Origin of the sequence: Paenibacillus sp. FSL H7-0690, assembly GCF_037980415.1 — a bacterium.
Taxonomy (GTDB): Bacteria; Bacillota; Bacilli; order Paenibacillales; family Paenibacillaceae; genus Paenibacillus_AQ; species Paenibacillus_AQ odorifer.
This window is the reverse complement of sequence record NZ_CP150281.1, coordinates 1,392,249-1,415,753: the sequence shown is the minus strand read 5'-3', so window position 1 is coordinate 1,415,753 and position 23,505 is coordinate 1,392,249. Positions and strand designations below refer to the sequence as shown.

The 23,505-nt window shown below is 45.8% G+C and carries 22 protein-coding genes; 4 read left to right on the top strand and 18 right to left on the bottom strand.

Going from position 1 to position 23,505, the window contains the following annotated elements; all coding sequences use genetic code 11:
* Positions 1-60 precede the first annotated feature (60 nt).
* Positions 61-609: an ATP-binding protein gene (locus tag MHI32_RS06295; protein ID WP_339281772.1), complete on the bottom strand. Its 549-nt coding sequence runs from the start codon at positions 607-609 to the stop codon at positions 61-63.
* Positions 610-751: 142 nt separating this feature from the next.
* Here MHI32_RS06295 and catA point away from each other — a divergent pair, with 142 nt between their 5' ends.
* Positions 752-1,411 (top strand): type A chloramphenicol O-acetyltransferase, encoded by a 660-nt coding sequence (catA, locus tag MHI32_RS06290; protein ID WP_248547842.1) that lies wholly within the window; start codon positions 752-754, stop codon positions 1,409-1,411.
* A gap of 105 nt (positions 1,412-1,516) precedes the next feature.
* Here catA and MHI32_RS06285 read toward each other — a convergent pair whose 3' ends face one another.
* The 4 genes from MHI32_RS06285 to cobD all read right to left on the bottom strand — a co-directional run bounded on the left by MHI32_RS06285 (position 1,517) and on the right by cobD (position 5,170).
* Positions 1,517-2,197, bottom strand: a complete 681-nt coding sequence (locus MHI32_RS06285) for a histidine phosphatase family protein (RefSeq protein ID WP_340012042.1) — start codon at positions 2,195-2,197, stop codon at positions 1,517-1,519.
* Between the two features lie 8 nt (positions 2,198-2,205).
* Entirely contained in the window at positions 2,206-3,165 is a 960-nt protein-coding gene (cbiB, locus tag MHI32_RS06280) for an adenosylcobinamide-phosphate synthase CbiB (protein ID WP_340012041.1), read from the bottom strand.
* 49 nt (positions 3,166-3,214) lie between these two features.
* Positions 3,215-3,952, bottom strand: coding sequence for an adenosylcobinamide amidohydrolase (locus tag MHI32_RS06275; RefSeq protein ID WP_076128148.1), 738 nt, complete (start codon positions 3,950-3,952; stop codon positions 3,215-3,217).
* Positions 3,953-4,081: 129 nt separating this feature from the next.
* Positions 4,082-5,170 (bottom strand): threonine-phosphate decarboxylase CobD, encoded by a 1,089-nt coding sequence (cobD, locus tag MHI32_RS06270; RefSeq protein WP_076307127.1) that lies wholly within the window; start codon positions 5,168-5,170, stop codon positions 4,082-4,084.
* A gap of 227 nt (positions 5,171-5,397) precedes the next feature.
* Between cobD and MHI32_RS06265 the strand changes: the two genes are divergently transcribed.
* The gene (locus MHI32_RS06265) at positions 5,398-6,399 is read left to right on the top strand and encodes a lipoate--protein ligase (RefSeq protein WP_076128152.1); all 1,002 of its coding nucleotides are present in this window, start codon (positions 5,398-5,400) and stop codon (positions 6,397-6,399) included.
* An 88-nt stretch (positions 6,400-6,487) separates the two neighbouring features.
* Here the strand turns inward: MHI32_RS06265 and MHI32_RS06260 are convergent, their stop codons facing one another.
* From MHI32_RS06260 to MHI32_RS06235, 6 genes are all read right to left on the bottom strand, one after another.
* Positions 6,488-7,315: a carbohydrate ABC transporter permease gene (locus tag MHI32_RS06260; protein ID WP_036681776.1), complete on the bottom strand. Its 828-nt coding sequence runs from the start codon at positions 7,313-7,315 to the stop codon at positions 6,488-6,490.
* A 30-nt stretch (positions 7,316-7,345) separates the two neighbouring features.
* The gene (locus MHI32_RS06255; protein WP_038569153.1) at positions 7,346-8,221 is read right to left on the bottom strand and encodes a sugar ABC transporter permease; all 876 of its coding nucleotides are present in this window, start codon (positions 8,219-8,221) and stop codon (positions 7,346-7,348) included.
* A 107-nt stretch (positions 8,222-8,328) separates the two neighbouring features.
* On the bottom strand, positions 8,329-9,660 hold the full coding sequence (locus tag MHI32_RS06250) for an extracellular solute-binding protein (protein WP_076128153.1): 1,332 nt from the start codon (positions 9,658-9,660) through the stop codon (positions 8,329-8,331).
* A gap of 189 nt (positions 9,661-9,849) precedes the next feature.
* The gene (locus tag MHI32_RS06245) at positions 9,850-11,049 is read right to left on the bottom strand and encodes a response regulator (RefSeq protein ID WP_076128155.1); all 1,200 of its coding nucleotides are present in this window, start codon (positions 11,047-11,049) and stop codon (positions 9,850-9,852) included.
* Positions 11,042-12,853, bottom strand: coding sequence for a sensor histidine kinase (locus MHI32_RS06240; RefSeq protein WP_076307126.1), 1,812 nt, complete (start codon positions 12,851-12,853; stop codon positions 11,042-11,044). The genes MHI32_RS06245 and MHI32_RS06240 overlap by 8 nt, the downstream gene beginning before the upstream one ends.
* A gap of 59 nt (positions 12,854-12,912) precedes the next feature.
* Positions 12,913-13,626, bottom strand: a complete 714-nt coding sequence (locus MHI32_RS06235; RefSeq protein ID WP_076128159.1) for a metal-dependent hydrolase — start codon at positions 13,624-13,626, stop codon at positions 12,913-12,915.
* A gap of 228 nt (positions 13,627-13,854) precedes the next feature.
* Between MHI32_RS06235 and MHI32_RS06230 the strand changes: the two genes are divergently transcribed.
* Together MHI32_RS06230 and MHI32_RS06225 are read left to right on the top strand one after the other, a co-directional pair.
* Positions 13,855-14,802, top strand: coding sequence for a DMT family transporter (locus MHI32_RS06230; RefSeq protein WP_076280081.1), 948 nt, complete (start codon positions 13,855-13,857; stop codon positions 14,800-14,802).
* A gap of 12 nt (positions 14,803-14,814) precedes the next feature.
* Complete coding sequence (locus MHI32_RS06225) at positions 14,815-15,618, top strand: Cof-type HAD-IIB family hydrolase (protein ID WP_036681768.1); 804 nt, start codon at positions 14,815-14,817, stop codon at positions 15,616-15,618.
* A 71-nt stretch (positions 15,619-15,689) separates the two neighbouring features.
* Here the strand turns inward: MHI32_RS06225 and MHI32_RS06220 are convergent, their stop codons facing one another.
* The 7 genes from MHI32_RS06220 to cysT all read right to left on the bottom strand — a co-directional run bounded on the left by MHI32_RS06220 (position 15,690) and on the right by cysT (position 23,371).
* Entirely contained in the window at positions 15,690-17,474 is a 1,785-nt protein-coding gene (locus MHI32_RS06220) for an ABC transporter ATP-binding protein (RefSeq protein WP_340012040.1), read from the bottom strand.
* Between the two features lie 17 nt (positions 17,475-17,491).
* Positions 17,492-18,073 carry a GNAT family N-acetyltransferase gene (locus tag MHI32_RS06215; RefSeq protein ID WP_340012039.1) on the bottom strand — a complete coding sequence of 194 codons (582 nt, stop codon included), beginning with the start codon at positions 18,071-18,073 and terminating at the stop codon, positions 17,492-17,494.
* 312 nt (positions 18,074-18,385) lie between these two features.
* A complete protein-coding gene (locus MHI32_RS06210; RefSeq protein ID WP_076185771.1) occupies positions 18,386-19,171 on the bottom strand; it encodes an MBL fold metallo-hydrolase in 786 nt (261 codons plus the stop codon).
* A 139-nt stretch (positions 19,172-19,310) separates the two neighbouring features.
* Positions 19,311-20,378 (bottom strand): sulfate ABC transporter substrate-binding protein, encoded by a 1,068-nt coding sequence (locus MHI32_RS06205; protein ID WP_340012038.1) that lies wholly within the window; start codon positions 20,376-20,378, stop codon positions 19,311-19,313.
* A gap of 317 nt (positions 20,379-20,695) precedes the next feature.
* Positions 20,696-21,760, bottom strand: a complete 1,065-nt coding sequence (cysA, locus tag MHI32_RS06200; protein WP_076104838.1) for a sulfate ABC transporter ATP-binding protein — start codon at positions 21,758-21,760, stop codon at positions 20,696-20,698.
* A gap of 1 nt (position 21,761) precedes the next feature.
* Entirely contained in the window at positions 21,762-22,559 is a 798-nt protein-coding gene (locus tag MHI32_RS06195; protein WP_340012037.1) for a sulfate ABC transporter permease subunit, read from the bottom strand.
* Complete coding sequence (gene cysT, locus MHI32_RS06190) at positions 22,556-23,371, bottom strand: sulfate ABC transporter permease subunit CysT (protein WP_076128166.1); 816 nt, start codon at positions 23,369-23,371, stop codon at positions 22,556-22,558. Before cysT ends, MHI32_RS06195 begins: the two co-directional genes overlap by 4 nt.
* Between the last annotated feature and the right edge of the window lie 134 nt (positions 23,372-23,505).

The window sequence follows — 23,505 nt, the reverse complement described above, 5'->3', positions numbered from 1 at the left end:
ACCACAGCCATGGGATTTTAATCCGGCTGTGGTTCTATAAGAGGACAAATGCCCAAAAAATCAAGTTACAGATCTATGCTCAATCACAAGCTCCCCTTCTCCAGAAGGGATCTCAAAACCATTTAAAAACCGGGTTAATATGTCCTCCGTAATCGGAAATGCGGCATTGGCGTCAAAACGTTCACTCCGGATAAGCAGTCTCTGACGCAATTCATCCGGCTGGACCTTTAAGTGAATCAGTTCCCACACGCCACCATAACTCTCAATGAGCTGCTTGTAATCGTTCCGTCTCTGACGTTGCCAGAAGCTGAAATCGATAACAACATGATGTTTTGCCTGAAGCAGATTCACCAGCTCCCCCCGCAGCTTTATCTCCGACTCTTCCTTATAGGACTCATAATTGTCCTCTGGATAATCCACCCCGAAACGGCCGTGCGTGGCCCAAATATCTTCATCTATCGAAAGTCTGGCGAATCCCTCTTTCTCCAGCTTTTTAGCAAAGGTTGTTTTACCCGACCCCGCTACACCGCACATCATCACTACGCTGGAAGCAACACTCGTACGCTTTTGCTGAAGCAATTTTTCAATAACCAACTTTTCGGTCAGCATTATAAATGCATCTCCCTTCCAATTGATGGTATACTCATCGTTACAAAATACTTTCTCAAGGGATTGTGATAAGGATATGGTGAAATCAGTCCAGCAGACCTCCTAAAATGAAAAATGAAATAATTTTAGGAGGTCATAATAAATGATTTTTATCCCGATTGTCATTGATAACTGGAGTAGAAAACCCTATTTTGAACATTATTTAAACAATGTCAGATGCACCTACAGCATGACTGTAAATATTGATATCACCCTTCTACTGTCAGAGCTCAAGCTAAAGGGAATTAAGCTGTACCCAGCACTAATCCACATGATAACTACGGTGGTGAACCGTCATAGTGAATTCCGCACATGTTTTGATTCTGAAGGTAGATTAGGTTATTGGGATAGCTTGTCCCCTAGTTTTACAATTTTCCATGATGATGATAAGACTTTCTCAAGCATCTGGACTTCGTACGGTGAACAGTTTAATGATTTCTATAACCGTTATCTCGATGATATGAAAATGTACGGAAGCGTGAAACAATTTATCGCTAAAGCAAACGAACCACCGAACACCTTCCCTATTTCCAGCATTCCGTGGGTCAGCTTCACAAGCTTTAACCTGAATGTGTATAACGAGGGAACCTACCTACTTCCCATCTTTACGATAGGGAAATATTTTCAGCAAGACAAAAAAATACTATTACCCATCTCGGGGCAATTCCACCATGCCGTGTGTGACGGTTACCATGCCAGCATGCTGTATAATGAATTACAATCACGTGCAGATACCTATAAGGAATGGTTACCTATTACCTAATATCTAATTAACCATGTTATTCTGCTGACAGCAAACGATAGTTCAAACATAAAGGGTTCCACCTATTAGGTTTTCCTAATGACGTGGAACCCTTTTTTCATGTAATCATCCTTTTTCCAAAATATGAGCTTTATCAGCTGACCATTGTCCATGCTGCCAGAGTATTTTTAGTACCATTCCATTCCCGGGAGAAGGAGCCACTGCATTGTAGAATGTGAGACCAGGAACTAACTGTGCAAGTAAATTCCTGATTACACCCCCATGCGTCACTACCAATACTCTATTCGATGTAACCTCACTTTTTTTCTCCTTGATAGCACAGCATCCAAACGCAGCCACAGCAGCTTGACCTAAGTCCAACAGGAAACTACGCAACCGAGCATCGAATGCTGTCCACGATTCTCCTTCTGGCGGTGTAACCTTTGAAGGATCATCAATCCAACGTCTATATAGAGAGTTATCTTTCAACTGCTCATAAGTGCAGCCTTCCCAAGCTCCGAAGTTCATTTCACGAAGCCGCTGATCGTAAACAGCGTCCTGCTCTAGTGAAGGTGCTCCGAAAGCCAAGGTCTCCCGACATCTTAGCAAATCGCTACAGAACACACGCCAAAAACCACCTGATAACTCAGTCTGCAGGCAGATCTGCTGCTGAGGTTGGGATAACCGCTCACTTGCGTCAGGAAGCAATGGAAGATCCGTATGTCCCAGGTAACGATGCTCAACATTCCATTTCGTCTGCCCGTGTCGGATAAGCACTAGCTCAAGCTCTATAGAGGGAATTGCCATACCGACGCTCAGCCTCCAATCCATATCCATGCCAAAACCGCGCATAGACCTACAAATATTGAAGAGCAGAGCATCATCATCCGCGAGGTCTGGATGATATCATCCGGTTCCATCGTACGTACCGGATCACCCATATAAGCCCGAAAAGAAGCGACGCCATGATACACATTTTCGCCTCCGAGTCGGATGCCGAGTGCGCCAGCCACAGCTGATTCTGGATAACCGCTGTTAGGGCTTGGATGTAGATGTGCATCCCGCTTCACCATTTGCAGGCATCTGCGCCAATCCAGACGAAGCATCCCTGCACATAGAGCCAAAAGCAATGCCGTAATTCGTGCCGGGATAAAGTTAGCCACATCATCGAGCCGGGCAGATGCCCAGCCGAGATCACGGTATTTATCGTTCTTATAACCAACCATTGAATCGAGTGTATTGACCGCCCGATAAGCCATAGCAAGCGGTGCACCGCCAATCAGCGCGTAGAAAAGCGGAGAAATAATCGCATCGACGATGTTTTCTGCTACGGTCTCCACCGTTCCACGGACAATTTCCGGTGCATCTAGCGAAGTCGTATCACGTCCCACGATCATCCCTAACGCCTTGCGGGCAGCAGGAATATCGCCCTTCTGCAATTCCACGTACACCGCCATTCCTGCATCCTTTAGTCCCTTGGAGGCAATCGTGGTTGAAATCAACCAAACCTCGGCTATCCAGACGAGCCACGGTGAGATATATGACAGCAGCCATAGCAGGATGGCTGTCAGTGCCCAAGCACCGCCCGCCACACATAGCGGAAGCAACACCCCTGCTCTGCGTAGGCTTTGCGGGCGGGACCATAAACGACGGATCGCCCGCTCCAGAGCCGTGATTGCTTTGCCCATACCAATTACGGGATGAGGCAGGTTACGCGGATCACCTACGATCCGGTCAATCACATAAGCTGCAAGCAACACCAAAGCGATTGTCACAAGCAATCACCTCTGAACAAGCTTCTACTTCTCCAGCTATCCATTCTCATTAGCCGTCCTTCCTTGCCTGCACCGACAGCAGGCTGCCCGTCACAGCGCTATATACAAGCCGGCCGATAGCGCCTCCAAGATCGGTTGCTGTTCCGGCATATACATGCTCGGCGCTGTATCGCCCGCTTTGGCTCACAGCGAGTACAATAGCATCCGTAGTCGTGCCGGTTGCGATCAGGCCATTCTCGGGATCGGTAATCCCGAGATCTGCCAGCGCAGCAGCTTTGGCTTCGACAGCTGTCTGCACAGCATTGACCATGGCCGCCGGTGTCAGGCGGCCATCAATGCAGAGCATGATGTTAATCGTACCCGGCCGATACACAGCCAGCACATTGCGTTCCACACCTGCGCGCGCAGCATTTCCTGCGGCGGCTGTAACGCAAACAAAAATCCCCGCTGAACCCGTGTCCTCTTCAGCTACCGCTGCATGCTCTAGCGGCACAGCCGTCATCAGACCAGCACAGCCGGATAAAGGATAACCCCAATCGCGCAGCTTATTCTCCATATCCTGGACAGGATCACTACATTCGTAATTGCGATCAACATATAAATTGACAGCCCGCTGCAGCCGGTTCATTCCTCCGCCGTAGAACGCGCTCGATAAACCATCGGCTTCTGCTGGCAGCTCCAGCAGCAGATGCTTATCCTTCCATTGCAGAGCAAGCCCTGGCCAGACGGCCGGACGATACTCCCTGATTCCCCCTGTAAGATTAAATGGAATCTTCACTTCCACCATAGCCGATCCCGCTCCTTTCACCGCTCATTTCTTTCATTGAATACTTACAACCATCCTCGAAAGGATGCCACACCAATAGCGCTGTCAGCTCGCTCCGCACATAGAGTCATTAAAGACTACATGCACCTGTCACTTAGTCGCTAGAATCTCCGCCATCTGCAGCAAAAGGCGGGCATTATCCTCATGTCCCTTAACGGCAACTCGAATATGCTCAGCACCTAACCCTGCATACATAGCGCAGCTGCGCACTAGTATACCTACGCGGCCAAGCCTAGTCTGAAACTCAGCCGCGCTCCACGGTGATGGCAAGCCACAGAGCAGAAAGTTGGCTTCTCCCGGTGGGACATCGCAGCCCAGCTGCATAAGACCCTGCCGCAGTTTTTCGCGTTCTGCTGCAATAAGCTCACGCGTACGCTGTTCATAGTCACGTCCACTTGTAAGGCAGGCTTCCCCTGCGAGTAGCGCCAAGCCGTTCACACTCCAGGTGACCTGCTTTCCGCTCATCGCCTTCGCCAGCTTCGGATGTGAAATCGCAAACCCGAGACGCAAGCCGGGAATCGCATAAAACTTCGTCATCGACCGCACCAGAACCGTATGCGGAAACCGCTCTAGCTCCGGCAGGAGTGTATTTCGCTCTGACTCCGGGATAAAGTCAATAAAAGCTTCATCCACAGCCAAATAAGTCCCGCAGCTTTCAGCCTTCTGCGCTAACAAGCGCAGTTCCTCCACAGCATACTGAACGCCATTGGGATTATTCGGCTGTCCGAGAAATAACAGTTCCACCTGTTCCAACAGCCCGGCAATCTCCTCCACTCCAGCGCGAAAATGCTGTTCCCTTGTCCCCTGAACCGATAATACTTCAGCGCCAAATTGTACGGAAAGCTGCCGATACTCAGAGAAACCAGGCTCCACGATGCCAACCTTTTGCGGAGCTATCGCCAGCAGCAGCAAAGCCATAGATTCCGCTGCTCCGTTGCCCACAGTTAACCAGCTATTATCTACGCCAAGATTTTCCGCCAGTAGGCGTTTAAAGCGTCGGTGTCCAGGGTCCGGATATGCCACCACCGTTGACAGTGCTGTTCTGAGCAGCTCCAAAACTTGCGGTGGAGGACCGAGTGGATTGATGTTGGCACTATAGTCGAGAAATGTGCCCCCAGCTTCTCCATAGAGCTCCGCTGCCGTCAACAAATCACCGCCATGCCCATATTTTTCAAGCATAATTACACTCCCTCTATCTACTTTCTCTAGCACGATATGTATGTCATTGCCACCATTATTGCCTCTTTGCCGGAAGAACGTCAATGCTTTCGCAGAAGGAATCAGCTAAATCCCCCGCTTCTCTCAAACCGACATGAATCTCAACAATGTGATCTCTTTTGTTAAAAAACCGCTTTTGGTTTAAAATGAAGGTTGTAATCAATTTTGCTGCGACGGAGGAATTCACTATGCTTTTTATTGATAACACAGGGATTACTGACGCATCCATCAATTTGGCGATTGAGGAATATGCGCTGAAGCACTTGCCGATGGACGAGAGTTACCTGCTTTTTTATATCAACAGCCCATCCATCATCATAGGGAAACACCAGAATACTATCGAAGAAATTAACCAAGAGTATGTAAAAGATAATAATATTCAGGTCGTACGTCGTCTATCCGGCGGTGGAGCTGTTTATCACGATCTTGGAAATTTGAACTTCAGCTTTATTACCAAGGATGACGGCCAATCCTTTCATAACTTTTTGAAATTCACCCAACCGGTCATCGATTACCTGCAAAGCATGGGTGTTAACGCCGAGCTAAGCGGACGGAATGACCTGCAAGTTGGTGAGCAAAAGATTTCCGGTAACGCTCAGTTCTCCACACGCGGACGTATGTTCAGCCATGGTACCTTGATGTTCAATCTTAATTTAGATGATGTACAAGCCTCTCTAAAAGTGAATCCAGAGAAGTTTAAATCAAAGAGCACCAAATCCGTACGCAGCCGTGTAGCGAATATCAAAGAGCTGCTGGGTACAGATATGACGATCGAGGAGTTCCGCGCCGGCCTGCTGCGTTCGATCTTTGGTATGGATCCTTCGGAGGTTCCTCAGTACAAGCTGCAACAAGCCGACTGGGACAAAATTAATGAGATCTCCAAGGAGCACTACCAGAACTGGGACTGGAACTACGGTCTGTCACCAAAAAGCAACGTTAAACACACGCGCAAATTCCCTGCCGGAATTATTGATATTCGGATGGATATTGAAGATTCCCTCATTAAAGACATCAAAATCTATGGTGACTTCTTCGGAGTCGGTGACGTAGTAGATGTTGAAAATGCACTTCGTGGCAAACGTTATGACGAGGCTGAGGTTAGAGAAGCATTAGCTGATCTCGATTTGAAGCATTATTTCGGTCGTATTGAGCCGGAGGATTTTATCGGATTGGTCTTCCTAGAGGAATAGGATGAATTCACTGGTCATGATTTGAATCAAAAAGAGGACTCCTGCGCATTCGCCAGAAGTCCTCTTTTGCATGAATTAATACTTCGCTTTATCCTTTCACAGCAGATCCAACTGTCATAGCCCGTTCTACCTGCTCACTAAAGAACAAATAGACAATAACCATTGGCAGACTCGCCATCGTCATAACCGCCCCCATGCCACCCCAGTCTGTGCTGTATTGGCCTTGGAAGAACAATAGACCCAGCGGCAGTGTTTTCATCCCCTCATCAGAGATCAGAATATAAGCCAGCAAAAATTCATTCCAGTTGTTCAGAAATTGAAAAATGGCTACTGTTGCGACAGCTGGCGTTACAACCGGCACAATAATCTGCAGAAACATCCGGTATACATTCGCGCCGTCCATACAAGCGGATTCCTCCAGCTCCCCAGGAATACCCTTCATAAAGCCGTAGAATACCAGACAAGAGAACGGCAATCCAATGGCGACATAAGGAACAATCAGCCCACCGTAGGTATTAGTCAGATGTAAGTCCCGCACGAGTATAGCAAGTGGAATCATAATTACCTGCAGCGGCATGAACATTCCGATCGTCATATACAATCTAACCCCTTCACGGAATCTCCACCGCAGCCGGGAAATTGCGAATGAGAACATCAGCGATAATATGATAATAAGTAGCGTTGAAATCGTAGAGACTACCAAGCTATTCGTAAAATATCGCGGTATATTGAACTGTGACCAAGCGGCCACATAGTTTTCAATCCGGAAATTAGTCGGAAATCCGAAAGGGTTGGTGACAAAAATCTCATCGTTATTTTTCAGAGAATAAGAAATCATCCATAATAGCGGATAGATGGAAATGATAAAATAAATCCATAAGGGAAGCTGTATGAGCAATGCTCTCACTTTTTTCATAACGTTCCTTTTCCTTTCCGGCGTACTGCCTTATGCTTCATTTCGGTCAAATGTCTTGTTGATAATAATGGTGGCCAGAAGCGACAGAAGGACAAGCACAACCGATACCGCACAGGCATAGCCGTAGTTGCTTTCCAAGAAAGCATAACGATAAATCATAAAGGTAAGCGTATAGTTGCTCGTTCCCGGTCCGCCGTTAGTCATAATCAACATTTGTACAAAAGCACCGATTCCTGAAGTAATGGCAATGATCAGACAGAATTTGAACGTCTCCTTCATCATTGGAATCGTCACCTTACGATGCGCCATCCATTTGGAGCAACCGTCAATCGTGGCAGCTTCCATGTACTGCTCAGGGACAGATTTAACCCCCGCATATAAAAGACTGAACTGGTAACCCATGAACTGCCAGGCATTAACAAAGGCAATCGCAATTATGGATGTGGTTGGAGAAGTGAGCCAGTTTTGTTGATAAGGAATATGCAAAATTTCAAAAAGTCTATTGATCAATCCGTTATTCGGATCGTAGATGGCAATCCATAGCTGACAAACAACCGTAACCGACAGAACTACGGGGATAAAATAAGCTGTTTTCAACAACTTACGCCCTTTGATTCGCGGATCGGCACAGGCAAGCGCAAGAATGGTTCCCAATCCGATCTGAAATACAGCGAGCACCAGTGCAAAAATAAGGCCGTTACGAAGGGATGTCAAAAGCAATGGATCATCAAACATCTCTACATAGTTGGACAATCCGTTAAAAGTAGCCGTACTGAGCCCGTCCCACTCGAAAAAGCTACGATAAAAGGATTGAAGCACCGGATAGATAATCACTACGCTATAAATCAACAGAGCGGGAAGCAGAAACAGCATTATGGCTTTCTTATTACCTAAGTATTTATGCATGCGGTAAGATTCCACTCCTTCCTTACCAAGCTGCTCACCCGATATAAGGGCTCGATCCGGGTGAGCTGCAGGGCATGGACCAATTTTTATTTATTTTATTTCTCTAATTATTTATTTTCTTTGTTCAGCACTCGGTTCATGTTATCCGTGAACTGCTTAGCCGAGAATCCTTCGATCAACATATTTTGTGTATTGTCGTCCAGTGCATTTTTAATTTGAACACTGCTTACCGCATTGGCGTAACCCTTCACGTTTGGCAGCACTTCTTCAGCGATTCTTTTCATCATGGCAGGCACTTCACCGGTCATTTCTTTATCCACTTTAGTCGCTACGATCGGGCTACCCAGCTGTGTATATTTGTATTCGCTATATTTTTGTGCGATAAAACTAGCTACTTTCACTGCAGTCTCAACATTCTTGCTGCTAGGAGAAACGGCAAAGCCACCAGGGCCTCCGGCACCGTTAATGTACATTTTGTTGTTCTCATAAGTCGCTTCGTCCTTAGCTGGCCAGTACATCCAATCCACTTTATCCCCAAGCTTCTCAGCACTGCTGTAGATTTCCCACTGACCGTTGACGAACATGCCAGCTTTTCCTTGGTAGAACAAAGATGAAGCTTGATCATAATTGGTATTCGTAGCATTGACGTCGAACAAGCCTGCTTCTTCCAGCTTCTTCATTTGTTCTGCTGCTGTTACATAAGGCGAAGGCAATGTTGTCGTTCCCTTCGTTTCGAGTGGGCCAAACCCTTTCGTCTCCTCACGAGTCACAAGTCCGCTATAAAAAGAAGTAGTAATCCATTTCTCCTTCGCGAAAATTGAGAGCGGTGTATACCCTGCTGTAGAAAGCTTCTTAGCCGCTTCAGCCAGCTGATCGATCGTCTTGATCGGCATCTCGATGCCTACCTCTTTAAAGATATCCTTGTTGTAAAACAACATTTGGAATTCGATTCCCGTATATGGGAATGCGTATACATGACCGTCTGGGGCAATCAGACGGGACTCATTCCCTGTGTTTAGATTCGCTTTGAAATCTTTGGTGGCTTGGTATTCATCAAGCAGCTCGACATTTTTAGATTTGGCGAAGGTTTGCAGTGTAGGCCAGTCTGTTTCATAAATATCCGGCATGTTCCCAGTCGCGGCATATGTTTTCAGCTTCTGGTAGCCATCTTGAACAGCCTCATCCAGTACAATCTCCACCTCCGGCATTTCCTTTTTTAATTCCTCTACGGCATAATCAAATGGCTTTGAAGTATCTTCGTCAAAATGCTGTGCATAAATTTTTATTTGAATTTTCTTATCGGTGTTCCCAGCGGTCGTATTGGAATCTTCAGAGGTTGAACCACCGTTTCCGGCATTGTTACCACCACAGGCTGTAAGTGAGAAAGCTAAGGATAAAACGGTTGCAACCCCCAGTGTTCTGAATAGCTTGTTGCTCATAATGAATCCCCTTTCTGATGCTCTATTTAGTGGAGCTAGTTGAATCCGCTATTTGTTAGCGTTTTCATCGTCCTGTTTCTATTATATTTGAGCCTTGAAGACCCAAAAAGAGCCATATCGGGCACAATCGGTAATAAACAGGACAAAATGAAAGCGGCCTCACCAGAGAGCCGCCACCAAATTTGTTTATTAAATTTCATTATTAACGCCAATATGGCGGGAACGGGCAGCCAGCTGCTCAAATTCAGACGGCGGCATGCCATAGTGTTTTTTAAAGCATTTACTGAAATAATTCGGATCATTATAGCCCACTTTACCGGCGATTTCAGACAGTCTCACATTTCCTCCAGCAAGCAGTTCCTTGGCCTGCTTCATACGAGTATAGGTAATGAAATCAAGTACAGAGATTCCACCTTCTTTTCGAAAAACCTTCCGTAAATAGCTGGTATCTACATACACGCCATTCGCCACCTGGTCAACTGTCAGCTCACAATCGGAATAATGCTCCCGGATGTACTCTTTGGCGGCAATGAATAAATTGTACGACTTAGAGGGGCGGTGCTCACGACCTTGATCAATGACTTTACTGTACAAGCCTTTTATCCAGCTTTCGGTCTCATCCCAGTTATCCATCTCCCGTAGCCGCTGCTCTGATGAACCTGCTGGTTTCCAGAGACTTTCCGGATTGATCCCTCTTTCTCCAGCATAGGCAAGGCAAAGGGATACTATACTCATTAAAAGAGTAAAGGAATAGCTGCCTCCCCCTTTCTGGCGTCGTAGAATCTCAATTAATTTGCTTATGTCCTTCGCCGCTGCATCGCCATCCCCCATCTTTAACGCCATCAGCATGGCATCCTGAATTCCAAGATGAGTGATTTCTTTGGATGGAAAGGAGAACTCCTCTATCCCTTCAGAGGAATTCTGCTCGTCCATTTGGAGTGGAAAGAGCTTACTAGAAGCCGTCCCTTCTGCAATTATTTCCGGCTTACCAGCTTTGCGTGCACCTATTTTATGTGACTGAAGGCGCTGCTTCACCTTGATCATCATCTCGTTAAACTCTTGCTGGTTAAACGGTTTCAATAAATAATCTTGTACACCTAAGCGAATCGCTTTTTGCGCATAATCAAATTCATTGTGCCCTGTTACAAAAACAATCAGCATATCAGGAGCATTGGCCTGTAACCGGGTAACCAGCTCCATACCGTCCATATAGGGCATGCTAATGTCCACTAAAGCCAAATCAGGTTTCGTCCGTTCCGCTTCTTCCAGCGCTTCTCTGCCATTTGACGCTTCACCACAGACACTGAAATCATATTTACTCCAATCCAGCTTGGTCCGCATATAATAACGAAACAGCGGCTCGTCATCTACAACCATCACTTTATACATCTATGCTGCCCCCCTGCGCTTCCGTTCCGGGAATCGTCATTTTCATAACAGTACCCTTTCCCAGTCTACTTTCCACCGATAGGCCATATGGTTCTCCAAAATACAGCTTAATCCGTTCATGAACGCTGTATATACCAATGGATGCCGGTTTTCCTTCTCGTGAGCGGTATTCTACAATCCGGGACACCTGTTCCTCGGACATGCCAACACCGTTATCCTCCACGGTAATGATAACTTCTCTTCCGTGTGTATAAGCCTCTATTGAGATAAGCCCCTGACTACCCTTTGTTTTTAATCCATGGTAGATTGCATTCTCTATGAGTGGCTGTAGGGACAATTTGGGTACCTTGACTCCTTCGAGAGATTTCGGGATATTAATCTCGTAACGTAATACGTCGGGGTTGCGAACCTGCATAATAGCCAAATAATCAGCTGCATTTGATACTTCCTCGGACAGTGGAATAACCTCGTTTCCTTTGCTAAGAACAACCCGATAGAAGTCTGCCAGTGCCTTGGTCGTATCCCGAGCCGCTTCATTAAGCTCCAAATCGTTGAGTACATAAATCGTATCCAGTGTGTTGTACAGAAAATGTGGTTTGATCTGGGCATGAATCAGAGCTAGTTCATATTCACGTTTCCGGACTTGTTCATTCGTAATCGTCCGCATCAGCTCCTGAATACGACCAACCATGGAATTGAATACGGTGGAGATCAGCCCCGTCTCATCCTCTGTAGTCACTGGTGAGGTGACATTCAGATCGCCTTCCCTTACTTTACGCATCGCCTTCGTCACCTGAAGAAGCGGATTTACGATAATCTGTGACAGCTTTCCTGCAAGCAGCAGAGACAGTAACAGGCATCCTATTCCCACGAATATAGTTAACGTTATATTGCGATGAATATCAGCGGTTAACTTTTGCAGCGAAATGGTATTCACAAGCTTCCAATTCAGCTTATCATAATACGTCACTGTGACCAGCTCTCGCCCGCTCCCCCTGCCGATAATTTCCGAGACAGAGCTTCCCGTCTTCCTAAGACTATCGTTCAGTCTGTCCTCAGGCTTCAGTAGGAGCTTTGATTTATCAGGTGTAGACACGGTCCTTTGCGTTCCGTCTACTACAAAATATTTCTTGTCCGAAGAGGTTTCTCTAGCGGTTTCCAGAAAAGCAGAGAGAGCATCTTCTTTTACGTTCACAAATAATGTACCTATTAGGTTGCCCGTTTTAAGATTGTACACGACTTTACTTAGTGTGAGCACCGGAACTGCCGGATCACTAACCAGATAATCTCTCTGTTCCATGGGAAGCCAACGGTTAACCCCGTAGCTGCCTTTTTCTTTAGCCTTCTCCAGCATATCGCTGGTGAATACCTTCTGTTCGTTAGGATTACCGTAGGCGTAAGAGGAATAAATCTGGCCTTCCGTATCCACAAACACAGCAGAATCAACATCCGGAAAAATAATCAGATCGATAGAAAGCTGGCTCTGCATTAAATTGCGAAACCGCGTCTGCTCCACTGTCGAGGATAACAACGGACGTTCAGCATACATCCGATGGATGTCGGTAGTTATAATGTTAGCACTACTCTCCGTATTTTTTACAATCGTATCTATTTGCTGCATGATGAGCTTGGATTCATCTTTAAAATTGTACTTAGCCTTTTCGATCATCGAACGGCTGAACATCTGTCCTGAGAGCAAGCCTAAAGCAAGCAATGGAAAAATGATCAACGGTATAAAAATAAGGATAATTTTATTACGAATCTGCAATCTTCCAAACCACTTCACTAAGGAATCCCCCCGCATAACAGCCGCCTCCTGTGTGTTCTAGCGGTAATTCATTATGTGCTTCATATCCGTAAATCTCAAGGAGAAAGTATAAATACATATACAACTAGGGCTAGTGTCAGCAGGATAAAAACATTCTCTACAGCTCCACCTTTTTTCGTGCCTGTACTCATTAGCTTTAGACGCAGCTTAAATGGAATGGGCGGCAGGGGCGTAATTCCCCTTTGGGTGAGAGAGTCGGCTAATAGATGAAGCGCATAAGACATGCCGCCTGCTATCCATAGACTGCCACCATCCTGTATACCCGATGAAGCAAAATACAATAAAGTGCTCCAGCCTGCAACAGCATATAAGGTATGAGTCAATCCACGATGCGGGACAAGTGATGTAACTACGAGTATACAAGCTACTATGTAGTTCCAAGGGTCATATGCCCCTCCGTATGCAAATACCGCAGTAGCGATTAGTACCATCACCAGATGCCGCAGCTTTCTTCCCGGCAGGAAAGTCACACTCCCCACAAGTAGGGCCAGTACAATATTCCAAGGACTTTCAACGATTCCTGCAAAATAAAGATAAATCGCTGCTCCTATCAAAGCAACCTGTAGTACCCTGAGCAGAAAGTCAGGAATCGCCTTGCGTACCAGTAACGAATTCGGTTCATCAATGTCTGGCAGGAGCGAGCTTAATGCGGCGACGGCAATAACCGGGATTGTAATCTCATGGGCCATCAAACTCATAACAGATAGGGTAACCCCGGTGCTGATAATTAAATGGGATCTGCCCATCATAGTGAAACCGCTCCTTTCTAAGATGCAAAAACAAGAACAAATGTGCGGTTATCGAAGTATATCAAGACCCGGTTTTTTTGTCTACATAAAACGCTGAAATCGCTTAGTATATAAGCCTTTACGCGATTTCTATCTTGTCCTCCCCATGAATATACGATACAATTTGGACAACTTGACCTTGTCGTCTACATAGAGACGGCAGCTGCTGAAGAAAGGATGACCTAAGTAGTGAAGCGTTCCCGTATAGCCGATTTTAGCCTGCTATTGGTGGCGATGATGTGGGGATGTACCTTTCTGATTGTACAAAATGCTGTCAAGGTGTTGCCACCGCTCGCGTTTAATAGTATCCGCTTTATGGGCGCTGCCCTGTTGCTGGCTCTAATCACAGTTATTTTTTACCGCAAGGATTGGAAACAGCTTAGTTTCCGCATGGTACGCGATTCTCTGCTGCTTGGCCTTTTTTTGTTTATGGGCTATGGCTTTCAGACGATGGGACTTCTATATACAACAACCTCTAATACCGGCTTTATTACCGGGCTATCGGTTGTCCTAGTTCCCTTTCTGTCTCTTGCCCTATTGAAGCATGCGATTTCACGATACACTTGGTTCAGTGCGGCACTCGCCGCAATCGGGCTTTATCTGTTGACCTTCACGGGCTCTGCATTATCCTTGAATAAAGGCGATGCCTTGATTCTTCTGTGTGCCATAGCTTTTGCGTTACAGGTAGCCTATACTGGCGTTTATGCACCTCATTATCCGGCGTTGCCGCTAGCTACTCTGCAGCTTGCTTTCGTTGGGCTGTTCAGTATTGCTGCCTCGCTTATTTTTGAAGGGGCAACACCGCTCGCCCACAGCAGGGAGCTGATTAAGGACCCAGATGTGCTTTGGGCTCTGCTGATCTCCATCGGGCCAACCAGCGCTTTTGCCTTCTGGATTCAAACCGCCTGTCAGAAATATACTACCCCATCACGGGTAGCCGTTATTTATGCCACAGAACCGGTATTTGCCGTTCTGACGGGTTTAGCCTTTGGCGGGGAAACACTCGGGTTGTCCGCTCTGCTCGGTTGTGGTTGTATTCTGGGGGCTATGCTTATGGCAGAGCTGAGCCCGGAACCGGGTCAGAATCAACATAAGAAGAGTTATTTTTCCAAATTACATCTATTTAGAAAGAGATAAGGAGAGAGACAAATGTACAAATTGATCGCGATTGATATTGATGACACTCTGATTAATGATGACAAGGAAGTAACACCTGCTACCCAAACTGCGCTTGAAGAGGCTGTTGCCGCAGGTGTTGTTGTAACCCTTGCTACAGGCCGTGCTTACGCTTCCGCTCAAGCCATTGCCCGTCAAACTGGACTAAACGTACCTATCATTACTTACCAGGGTGCACTCGTTAAGAACTTGCTCGATGAAAAAGTACTGTATGAGCGTTACGTCCCGCAAGATGCAGTCCGCAAGCTGTTCACTTACTGCGTGGAGCATAATCTGCATCTGCAAACTTACATTGACGACAAGCTATATGCCCGTGAAGACAACCAAAAGATCAAAGACTATACGGACTTGAATAAAACGCAATATTTTATTGAGCCTGACTGGGAAAAGCTTGTCCCGCAAAAAACACCAAAAATGCTAATTATCGATGATCCTGATTTCTTGGATGAACTGGCTCCAATCCTGCATGAATTGCTTGGCGATTCCGTGCATATTACCAAATCCAAACCACACTTCCTGGAAATCATGCATCATGAAGGAACCAAGGGCATTGCACTTGAATTCCTGGCCAAACATTACGGCTGTGATCTTTCCGAGACCATCGCTGTAGGTGATTCTTGGAACGACCATGAGATGCTGGAAGCTGCCGGACTTGGCGTCGCTATGGAGAATGCTATTCCTGCTCTGAAAGAAATTGCTGATTTCGTGACCTTAAGCAACAATGACGATGGCGTGAAATATGCGATTGATAAATTCATTCTTAATAAAGTGAACTAAACTTCCTTAAGCAAAAGGGTGCAGCAACGCCATATTTCATGACGTTGCTGCACCCTTTTTTATTCCAAAACTCAAACTCCTGTAGAAGCTAATTCCACTTTCTCGGTTCCCATTCCACTCTCTTCTTCCTGCTCTAGCTGAGAATAGTACAAATCATTATATCTTCCTTCAGCAGCAAGCAGTACATCATGCGTTCCACTCTCCACAATTTCACCATTCTCCATCACGAGAATGATATCAGCGTTCTGAATCGTAGATAAACGGTGCGCGATAACGAGTGTAGTTTTGTCTCCCATTAGTTTACGAATGGCCTGCTGTACCAGTTTTTCTGATTCATTGTCAAGTGCAGCAGTAGCTTCATCCAACAGTAGAATAGGAGCGTTTCTCAGAATTGCTCTTGCAATGGAAAGCCGCTGACGTTGTCCCCCGGACAGTCGTGAGCCTTCCTCACCAATATCAGTATCCAGTCCCTCAGGCAATTCCATTACAAAATCATAGGCATTCGCTTTTCGCAAAGCTTCCAGAATTTCTTGCTCATCCGCCTCTGGATTTCCATTCCGGATATTATCACGAATGCTTCCTGTATAAAGACCTGCCTCTTGCGGCACATAGGAAAAATAACTTCTAAGGTAAGCCAGACTCATCTCGTTGATCCGCTGCCCATTGATTATTACTTCGCCTTCATCGGGTTCATACAATCCCAGCAATAGTTTGAAAAGCGTAGATTTACCTCCACCACTCGGTCCCACAACCGCCATCTGTGTTCCTTTTTGAAGCTCTAAGCTAATCTTGTTTATACTTTGTCTCTCTGCTCCCGGATACGAGAAAGAGATCGACGACATAACCATACTCTCAAATTCTGGTTGCTTAGTCTCCACTTCTGGAAGGGTCTCAACCTCCACCGGGCTATCCAACACCTCAAAGATCCGTCCCGCCGCCCCAAGTGATTGCTGCATCGAATTGATCAGTCCCGGCAATGACGAGAACGGCATCACTAAATAATTCATGAGCTGGATGAAAGCAATCATCGCACCGACCTCAAGTGATCCTTTTGCCACAAAATAACCAGCCACGACCAGCGCCAGAAGAAACGTAAAGTTTCCCAAAAAAGAGGAGAATGAGCCAGTAGCTCCCTCAATTCTTCCCCGCTTCAATTCTTCAGAAGTAATATTCTCACTATGCTCCTGATACTGCTTCATTAGTCTGCGTTCAATGCTAAAGGATTTAAACACCATACTACTGCCTAGAATGTCATGTAAAAAGGAAGTAATCTTGCTCATATTAGTCTGAATCTTCACACTGTTCTCACGCATCGCTGAACCAAAGATTTTTCCCGTAAGGAACATCAAAGGCCCCATTGCAAAACAGATCAATGCCAGTAGCCAGTTAATATAGAGCAAATAACCAAATGCCGCGAGGGCTAGTAAAGGGTTACGGATTAGATCAATCATTACCTCGCCTGTAGCATTACCAACAGATTGATTATCATTAGTAAAGCGGGACAATAAATCCCCGGAATGATTACGGTCAAAATAAGACTGAGGAAGAGCTAAGGCATGCCGCATCATATCCAACCGCAGCTCATTTCTGATCTTAGCTGCGATTTTATTTTTAAGATATCGATCGATGAAACCATTAATTGCACTCACTAATAAGTAGATTAATCCGAAAATAACCAGCCCTTTAAAAGCTTTCACATCGAGTCTAACCGCAGCATCCGTAATTACTGAGAGCAGCCAAGCAATCGTTAAATCCAGAACAATTCCAAATAAAGTCGTAAATAATAAAATCGTATATAAGAGCTTGTGCCTTAACATATATGTACTTAATCTTGAAAATACGCCTTTCTGCTTCAAAGAACCAGCCCTCTCACTTAAAATTCTATACCTCTAACCTTAGCGAACACCTTACTGTCATGCCATTCCCCATCATGACCAAGACTCGTACTGCGCAGGATCCCCTCCAGGGTAAAACCCGCACGTTCGGCTACCGCGGCACTTTTGGTATTTCGTGCACTACAAAAGATTTCGAGACGATTCGCCCCTAATTCCCGTATGGCAAAATTGGTGATTCCATTTACGGCCTCTGTCATATATCCTTTGCCTGCACAGGCGCTCCGGATCCAATAACCAATCTCAAAATTGCGGAGTTCCCAGTTTAGATGATGCAGGCTAATGCAGCCGATAAAACCCTCCGTATCCCTTCTAAAAATACGCATATGTAGCTTATCCCTTTTTAGAAACTCCAGTCTGCCTTCTCTAGTAACTTTCTCTGATTCTTCTAATGTGGGTATTACTTGAGCAAAAGCCATCCAAGGTCTCAATTCATCTATACTTTCACGGATAGCCTCATTCATGCTAACTCCATCTCCCCATAAAGGGGCACGAATGAGCAGCCTCTCTGTTTCAAAACTCTCGGGAAAATCAAGCAGGATTGGATCCTTGGAGTCAGCCACTTCGTACTCCTCCTTTGGAGATGATAATTATTCTAAATATGTAAAAATAATACGATATGCTTTTTGATTATATAGTATATATCGGGATCTGAATACTGAATGCAATAGAAATCACAAAAGGAACATCAACAGGCTGAAGTTGCCCGAATGATGTCCCTTTTTGATTTAGTGAATATCTCAACTAAAGCGGACCACTCCATTTATTAGCTTGAAGAGTTCATTAAACGGATTCAACAAGGCGGAATATAACAGGTTAAATAGGATCAAGAAAACTCCCTTCCAGCGAAAGGGAGTTTTCTTTTTATCTAAATTTCAGCTGATCTCCGAAGATCCTAAGGGTATTCTCATCCCCGTCTCGGCCAGCGTAACATTTTCCGGTAAAATATATGATTTTCTCATATCCACATCATGCGACATATGGGTATAGATTGCCTTTTGAGGCTTCACAGTTTGCAGCAGCTCCGCTGCTTCCGTCATATCGTATACAGAACGAGTCGATAACTCCGCTGCTTCGTAATAGAAGCTTGTACCTAATACCAGCAAGTCAGCTCCATGCATCAGGCGTGTCTCTTCAGCTCCAAGAGAAATGGAATCTGGACAATACACCCATACATAGCCCTCCTTCTCCAGACGAAAAGCATACGAGTATCCATTCTTGCCATGGTTCACTTTCCAGGTATCAATTGTCCAGCCGTCTAGCTCTATGCCTTCATCACAAGGAATCATCTCGATCTGATTGCGCAGCCATGGATATTGCCGCTCTATTATCGGGATCACTTCTGCTGGGGCATAGAGCTGGCCCTTATATCCCATCCAGCGGCAAGAATCCGCCCATTCCGGCAGCCCACCAATATGATCAAAATGAGCGTGTGTCACCAGCAGTCTGCGCATATTCCGTACTCCCTGCGCCTCCATCTGACGCCGCCAGTCAGGCCCACAATCGATCACTAAAAAGTCACTGCCATTATCTATAAGTACAGAAGAGCGCAGGCGAATATTTTTACCCTGTTCCCTTGCCTCTGTACAGGTCTCACAACTGCAATATACCCGAGGAACCCCCATGGCATCCCCTGTACCCAAAAACACCAACGTATCCATCTGCTATCTCTCCTTCAGGTTCTCTTCAACGAAGTAATAAATCTAAATTACCCTCTCTCTATCTTAAAGAGACCCACCAAAAAAAGCCATCCCCACCACAGATGAACTGCTGAGATGACTCTTTTGTTATACCTCTACCTTATATTCCGGCAAGTACCTGATACCAAATTCCACGCTTGGAATAAAGTGAGCTTCGCACCTCATCCCAGCCTCCTAAATAGTTAATATCAAAGAGGCCCGCCGGATCAGGGTAATCGCTTTTGTGCTCAGCATAGACTTGTTTATCCACGGGACGAAAGCCATATTTTGCAAAGATCTCTTGTGCCTGTGGGGTTATCAAAAAATCAACCAGTGCTTCTGATGCTATGCGTGTCCCATGCTCATCCGCATATTTCTCTACAACAGCCGCCGGATTCTCAATCAGAATTGTATTTTTAGGAATAATGACTTCGTATTTGACTCCCTGAGCAATCCGAGCCAGCAGTTCATTCTCATAGGTGACAATTACATCCCCCACTCCATACTCGAAGGCTGCCATAGAAGCGCGGCCACTCTTATCCAGAGACTCTACATTGGCATGGATGCTTTCTAAAAAAGCTTTGGCTGCTGCTGGATCCTTTGCCCCCTCCTGCTCCTCTGACAGCTTCAGACCAGCCCCATAGATCGCGTTGATATCCCATTGCGCACCACCAGAGGTCTTCGGGTTTGGATATAACACTTTAATCCCCGGCTTGGCTAAGTCCGCAAAATCGCGAATGCCTTTGGGATTCCCTTCGCGGGTACCAAGAGCTACTACTGAACGTGTTACCATGCCTTCTTCACCCTGCTCTTTCCATGTTGGCGCTACGAGTCCAGCCTTAACTAGCTTCTCGACATCACCTTCCATAGCTAGCAGCGTCACATCCGCTTCAAATCCACCTACAATCGCTCGCGCCTGTGTCCCTGAAGCCTCATAAGACTCCTGAAAATTAATATCCTGACCCGTATCCGCCTTCCACTTGGCAGCAAATAACGGCAAAATATCCTGCATCGCATCCTTAGCCACACTGTATGCGCCAATTACCAGCGTAACATCCCCTTGCTTCGAAGGCTCTGCCATCGTCGTAGCTGCCTTCTCATTCCCGCAACCGACTACTGTCAGCGTGAGTATGGCCAGCATTAGGGCAGCAAAACATCCGTGCAGTTGTCTGCTCCTTTTGATATTCATTGCGGCCCACATCCTTCGAGGTAATGATTTTTAATATTTCCTTGAAAGTAGCTCTATGGCTGAAACTTAAAATTCAAGTATCCAACGTTCGGTATTTGCCGTAATTACGCGGAATGTTTGGACTTTCGGCCGCTGTTGTTCCCAGATTTATTAATTTTATATCCTCAGCGGATTAAATCCGGAAACAAAGGCGGTCGCTCCGCTCCTACAGTTCCAAACTTCCACTTCATTACTTCTGGCCTTCACATCAGTTCCTCTAATCCTAGCGAATCACATTCGCTACTATCAAAAGAAATTGAAAATAATTTTATTTATTTTTAAATAAAAATCGGCATTGGATCTTCTTTCAGGTTGTTCTCCTGGATCCAGCTGCGCTCATCATTAAACAGATAAGCCCGATGTACCAGTACTGAGATTTCCTGACCCGGCTGCAAGGTTTCTTTCTCCAACGAACGGTAGGTGACCAGCTTGTGACCATTTACTTCAACCTCAACGAGCCATTCGCTGCCGCGGAAATGCAGATGTTTCACAACACCTTTTTCCGTGGCAGAAGCCATCTTGAACTCATGCAGGTTACCCACTTCAATATATTCAGGACGAATCAGCGCTTTGGTAGGCTTGCCGTCCCCCGCACCTGTAAAGCCCTTAACCTCAGAAGCGTTCTCAATCAGCGTAGATTCGCCGATAAATGTTGCCACGAACGGTGTTTTGGGTTCCTTGTAAATATCCCACGGGGTACCCTTTTGTTCCAAACGTCCTTGATTAATGATCATAATTTCATCCGCTACTTCAATCGCTTCATCTTGGTCATGGGTTACAAAAATAGAGGTGATACCTACACGCTCAATCAGTTCACGCAGCCAAGCGCGCAGCTCCTGGCGGATCTTCGCATCAATAGCAGCAAAAGGTTCATCTAAAAGCAGCAGCTGTGGTTCAGGCGCAAGCGCACGTGCAAAAGCCACACGCTGACGTTGTCCCCCTGATAGCTGATGCGGATAACGTTTCTCGAACCCTTTTAACCCTGTAAGCTCTACAAGTTCCATAACACGATCGCGGATAGCTGTTTTGTTAGCCTTTTTAACCTTTAAGCCAAAAGCGATATTATCAAATACAGTCATATGTTTGAAGAGTGCATAGTTCTGGAAAACGAAGCCGATCCCACGTTCTTGAGGAGGAAGATTGTTCACCGTCTGACCATGAAAAATAATCTCTCCGGTATCCGGTGACTCCAGTCCCGCCAGCATACGTAGAATTGAGGTTTTCCCGCCTCCACTTGGGCCGAGCAATCCAATCAGGTGACCTTTTGTAATGGTGAAATTGACGTCCTTGACCGCATGAAAATCTCCAAAATGCTTGTTTAACCCCCGCACTTCTACATGCATATTACTGCACTTCCTTTCTTCTCTTGGTCCATTCCATCAACAGCAGCAGACCTGCGGAAAATGCAGCCAGAACTAGCGCTATTCCTCCAGCAGCCGTCACATTAAAATTCTCAACATCCTGATAGACTAAAGTTGTCGCCGTCTGAGTTTTGTTCATAATGTTCCCCGAAACCACAAGTACCGCGCCGAACTCTCCAAGTGAACGTGCCACCGTAAGAATGACACCATACACAACCGCCCAACGAATCGAAGGCCAAGTTACCTTCCAAAAAATAGTCCAGCTACGAGCGCCCAATGTCGAAGCCGCTTCCTCCTGCTGTGAACCAATCTCCTGAAGCACCGGCATAACCTCACGCACCATTAAAGGAAAGGTAACAAATAAAGTGGCAATGATCATCCCGGGAATCGCATAAACGATCTTTAGTCCAATCCCCTCAAAAATCGCTCCCAAGGTACTATCGGGACCCAGCAACAGGACAATCATCAATCCTCCGATTACAGGGGATACCGCGTAAGGCAAATCCACAATACTGTTCAATAATCCTTTTAGACGCTTGCCGATCCAGTTCGCCCGAACAAGATACAGAGCCATCATAATACCGAACAATGTATTTAATAACGTAACTACTATCACAACAAGCCCAGTCATCATGAGCGCATGCAGCGCTTCAGGCCTAGTCAGAGCATTCCAGAAACCACCTAATCCTTCACTAAAAGCACCGATAGCCATTTTTCCTAATGGAGCAGCAATGAGCAGAAAAAACACTAAATAAGTAAGAGCAATCCATAATTTCCTCATGAGCGTCTCCCCCGCATCTGCAGCATATTAATCAGCCAAAGAATAAGAAAGGATAAGGTCAAGAGAATAACAGAAACCGCAGCGGCGGAGACTGGATTATCACTTTCAACTTCACCAAAAATAAAAACAGAAGATACAAGCGTACGGCCCGGAATATTACCTGCGACGAGTACCACTGCACCAAATTCCGCAAGCGCCCTTGAAAATGCGAGCATCCCACCACTGATCATCCCAGGCGCCATTGATGGAAGAATAACTTGCCAGAATACCCTTGCCCCCTTGGCACCCATTGTATATGCTGCTTCCTCTTCGGATGGGTCCAATTCCTCCAGCAAGGGCTGAACCGCTCGAATCACGAATGGAAACGTCACGAACACCATAGCAATTACGATAGCCGGTTGATGAAAAACAATTTCAAATCCAAGTGCCTCAGCTGCTTTGCCGATAAGACTACCTGGTCCAAGCAGCAGTAGAATCATCAAACCTCCGACAGCTGTTGGCAGTGCAAAAGGTAAATCGACTAGACTGTTGAGCAGCGCTTTACCAGCAAATTGATAACGAATAAGGACCCAAGCAATCATAGTTCCTAACAAAACATTAATTAAAGTAGCGAAAATCGCCAGCTTTAAGGTTAGCAGCACCGACTTCCAAGCAATTGGATCGCTGACGCTTTCCACAAAATTGCCAAAACCAAGAGAAAAAGAGTTGTAATAGACCCCGAGTATGGGCAACACGATCAATACTACAAAATAGAGCAAAATTGTAGTTCGGAAACCCCAAGTCCAGCCTTTGTGTCTAAGTAGCGAATTCAATGATTTTTGCCCTCCCACCTCCGGATAACCGGTCGGTATACTAACCAAAATCCTCATTAATTATTCCTATTTATATACTTGGTTTTATATTATTACTACTTTACCAAATCCTTCTCACCGCCGTCAATTACTTT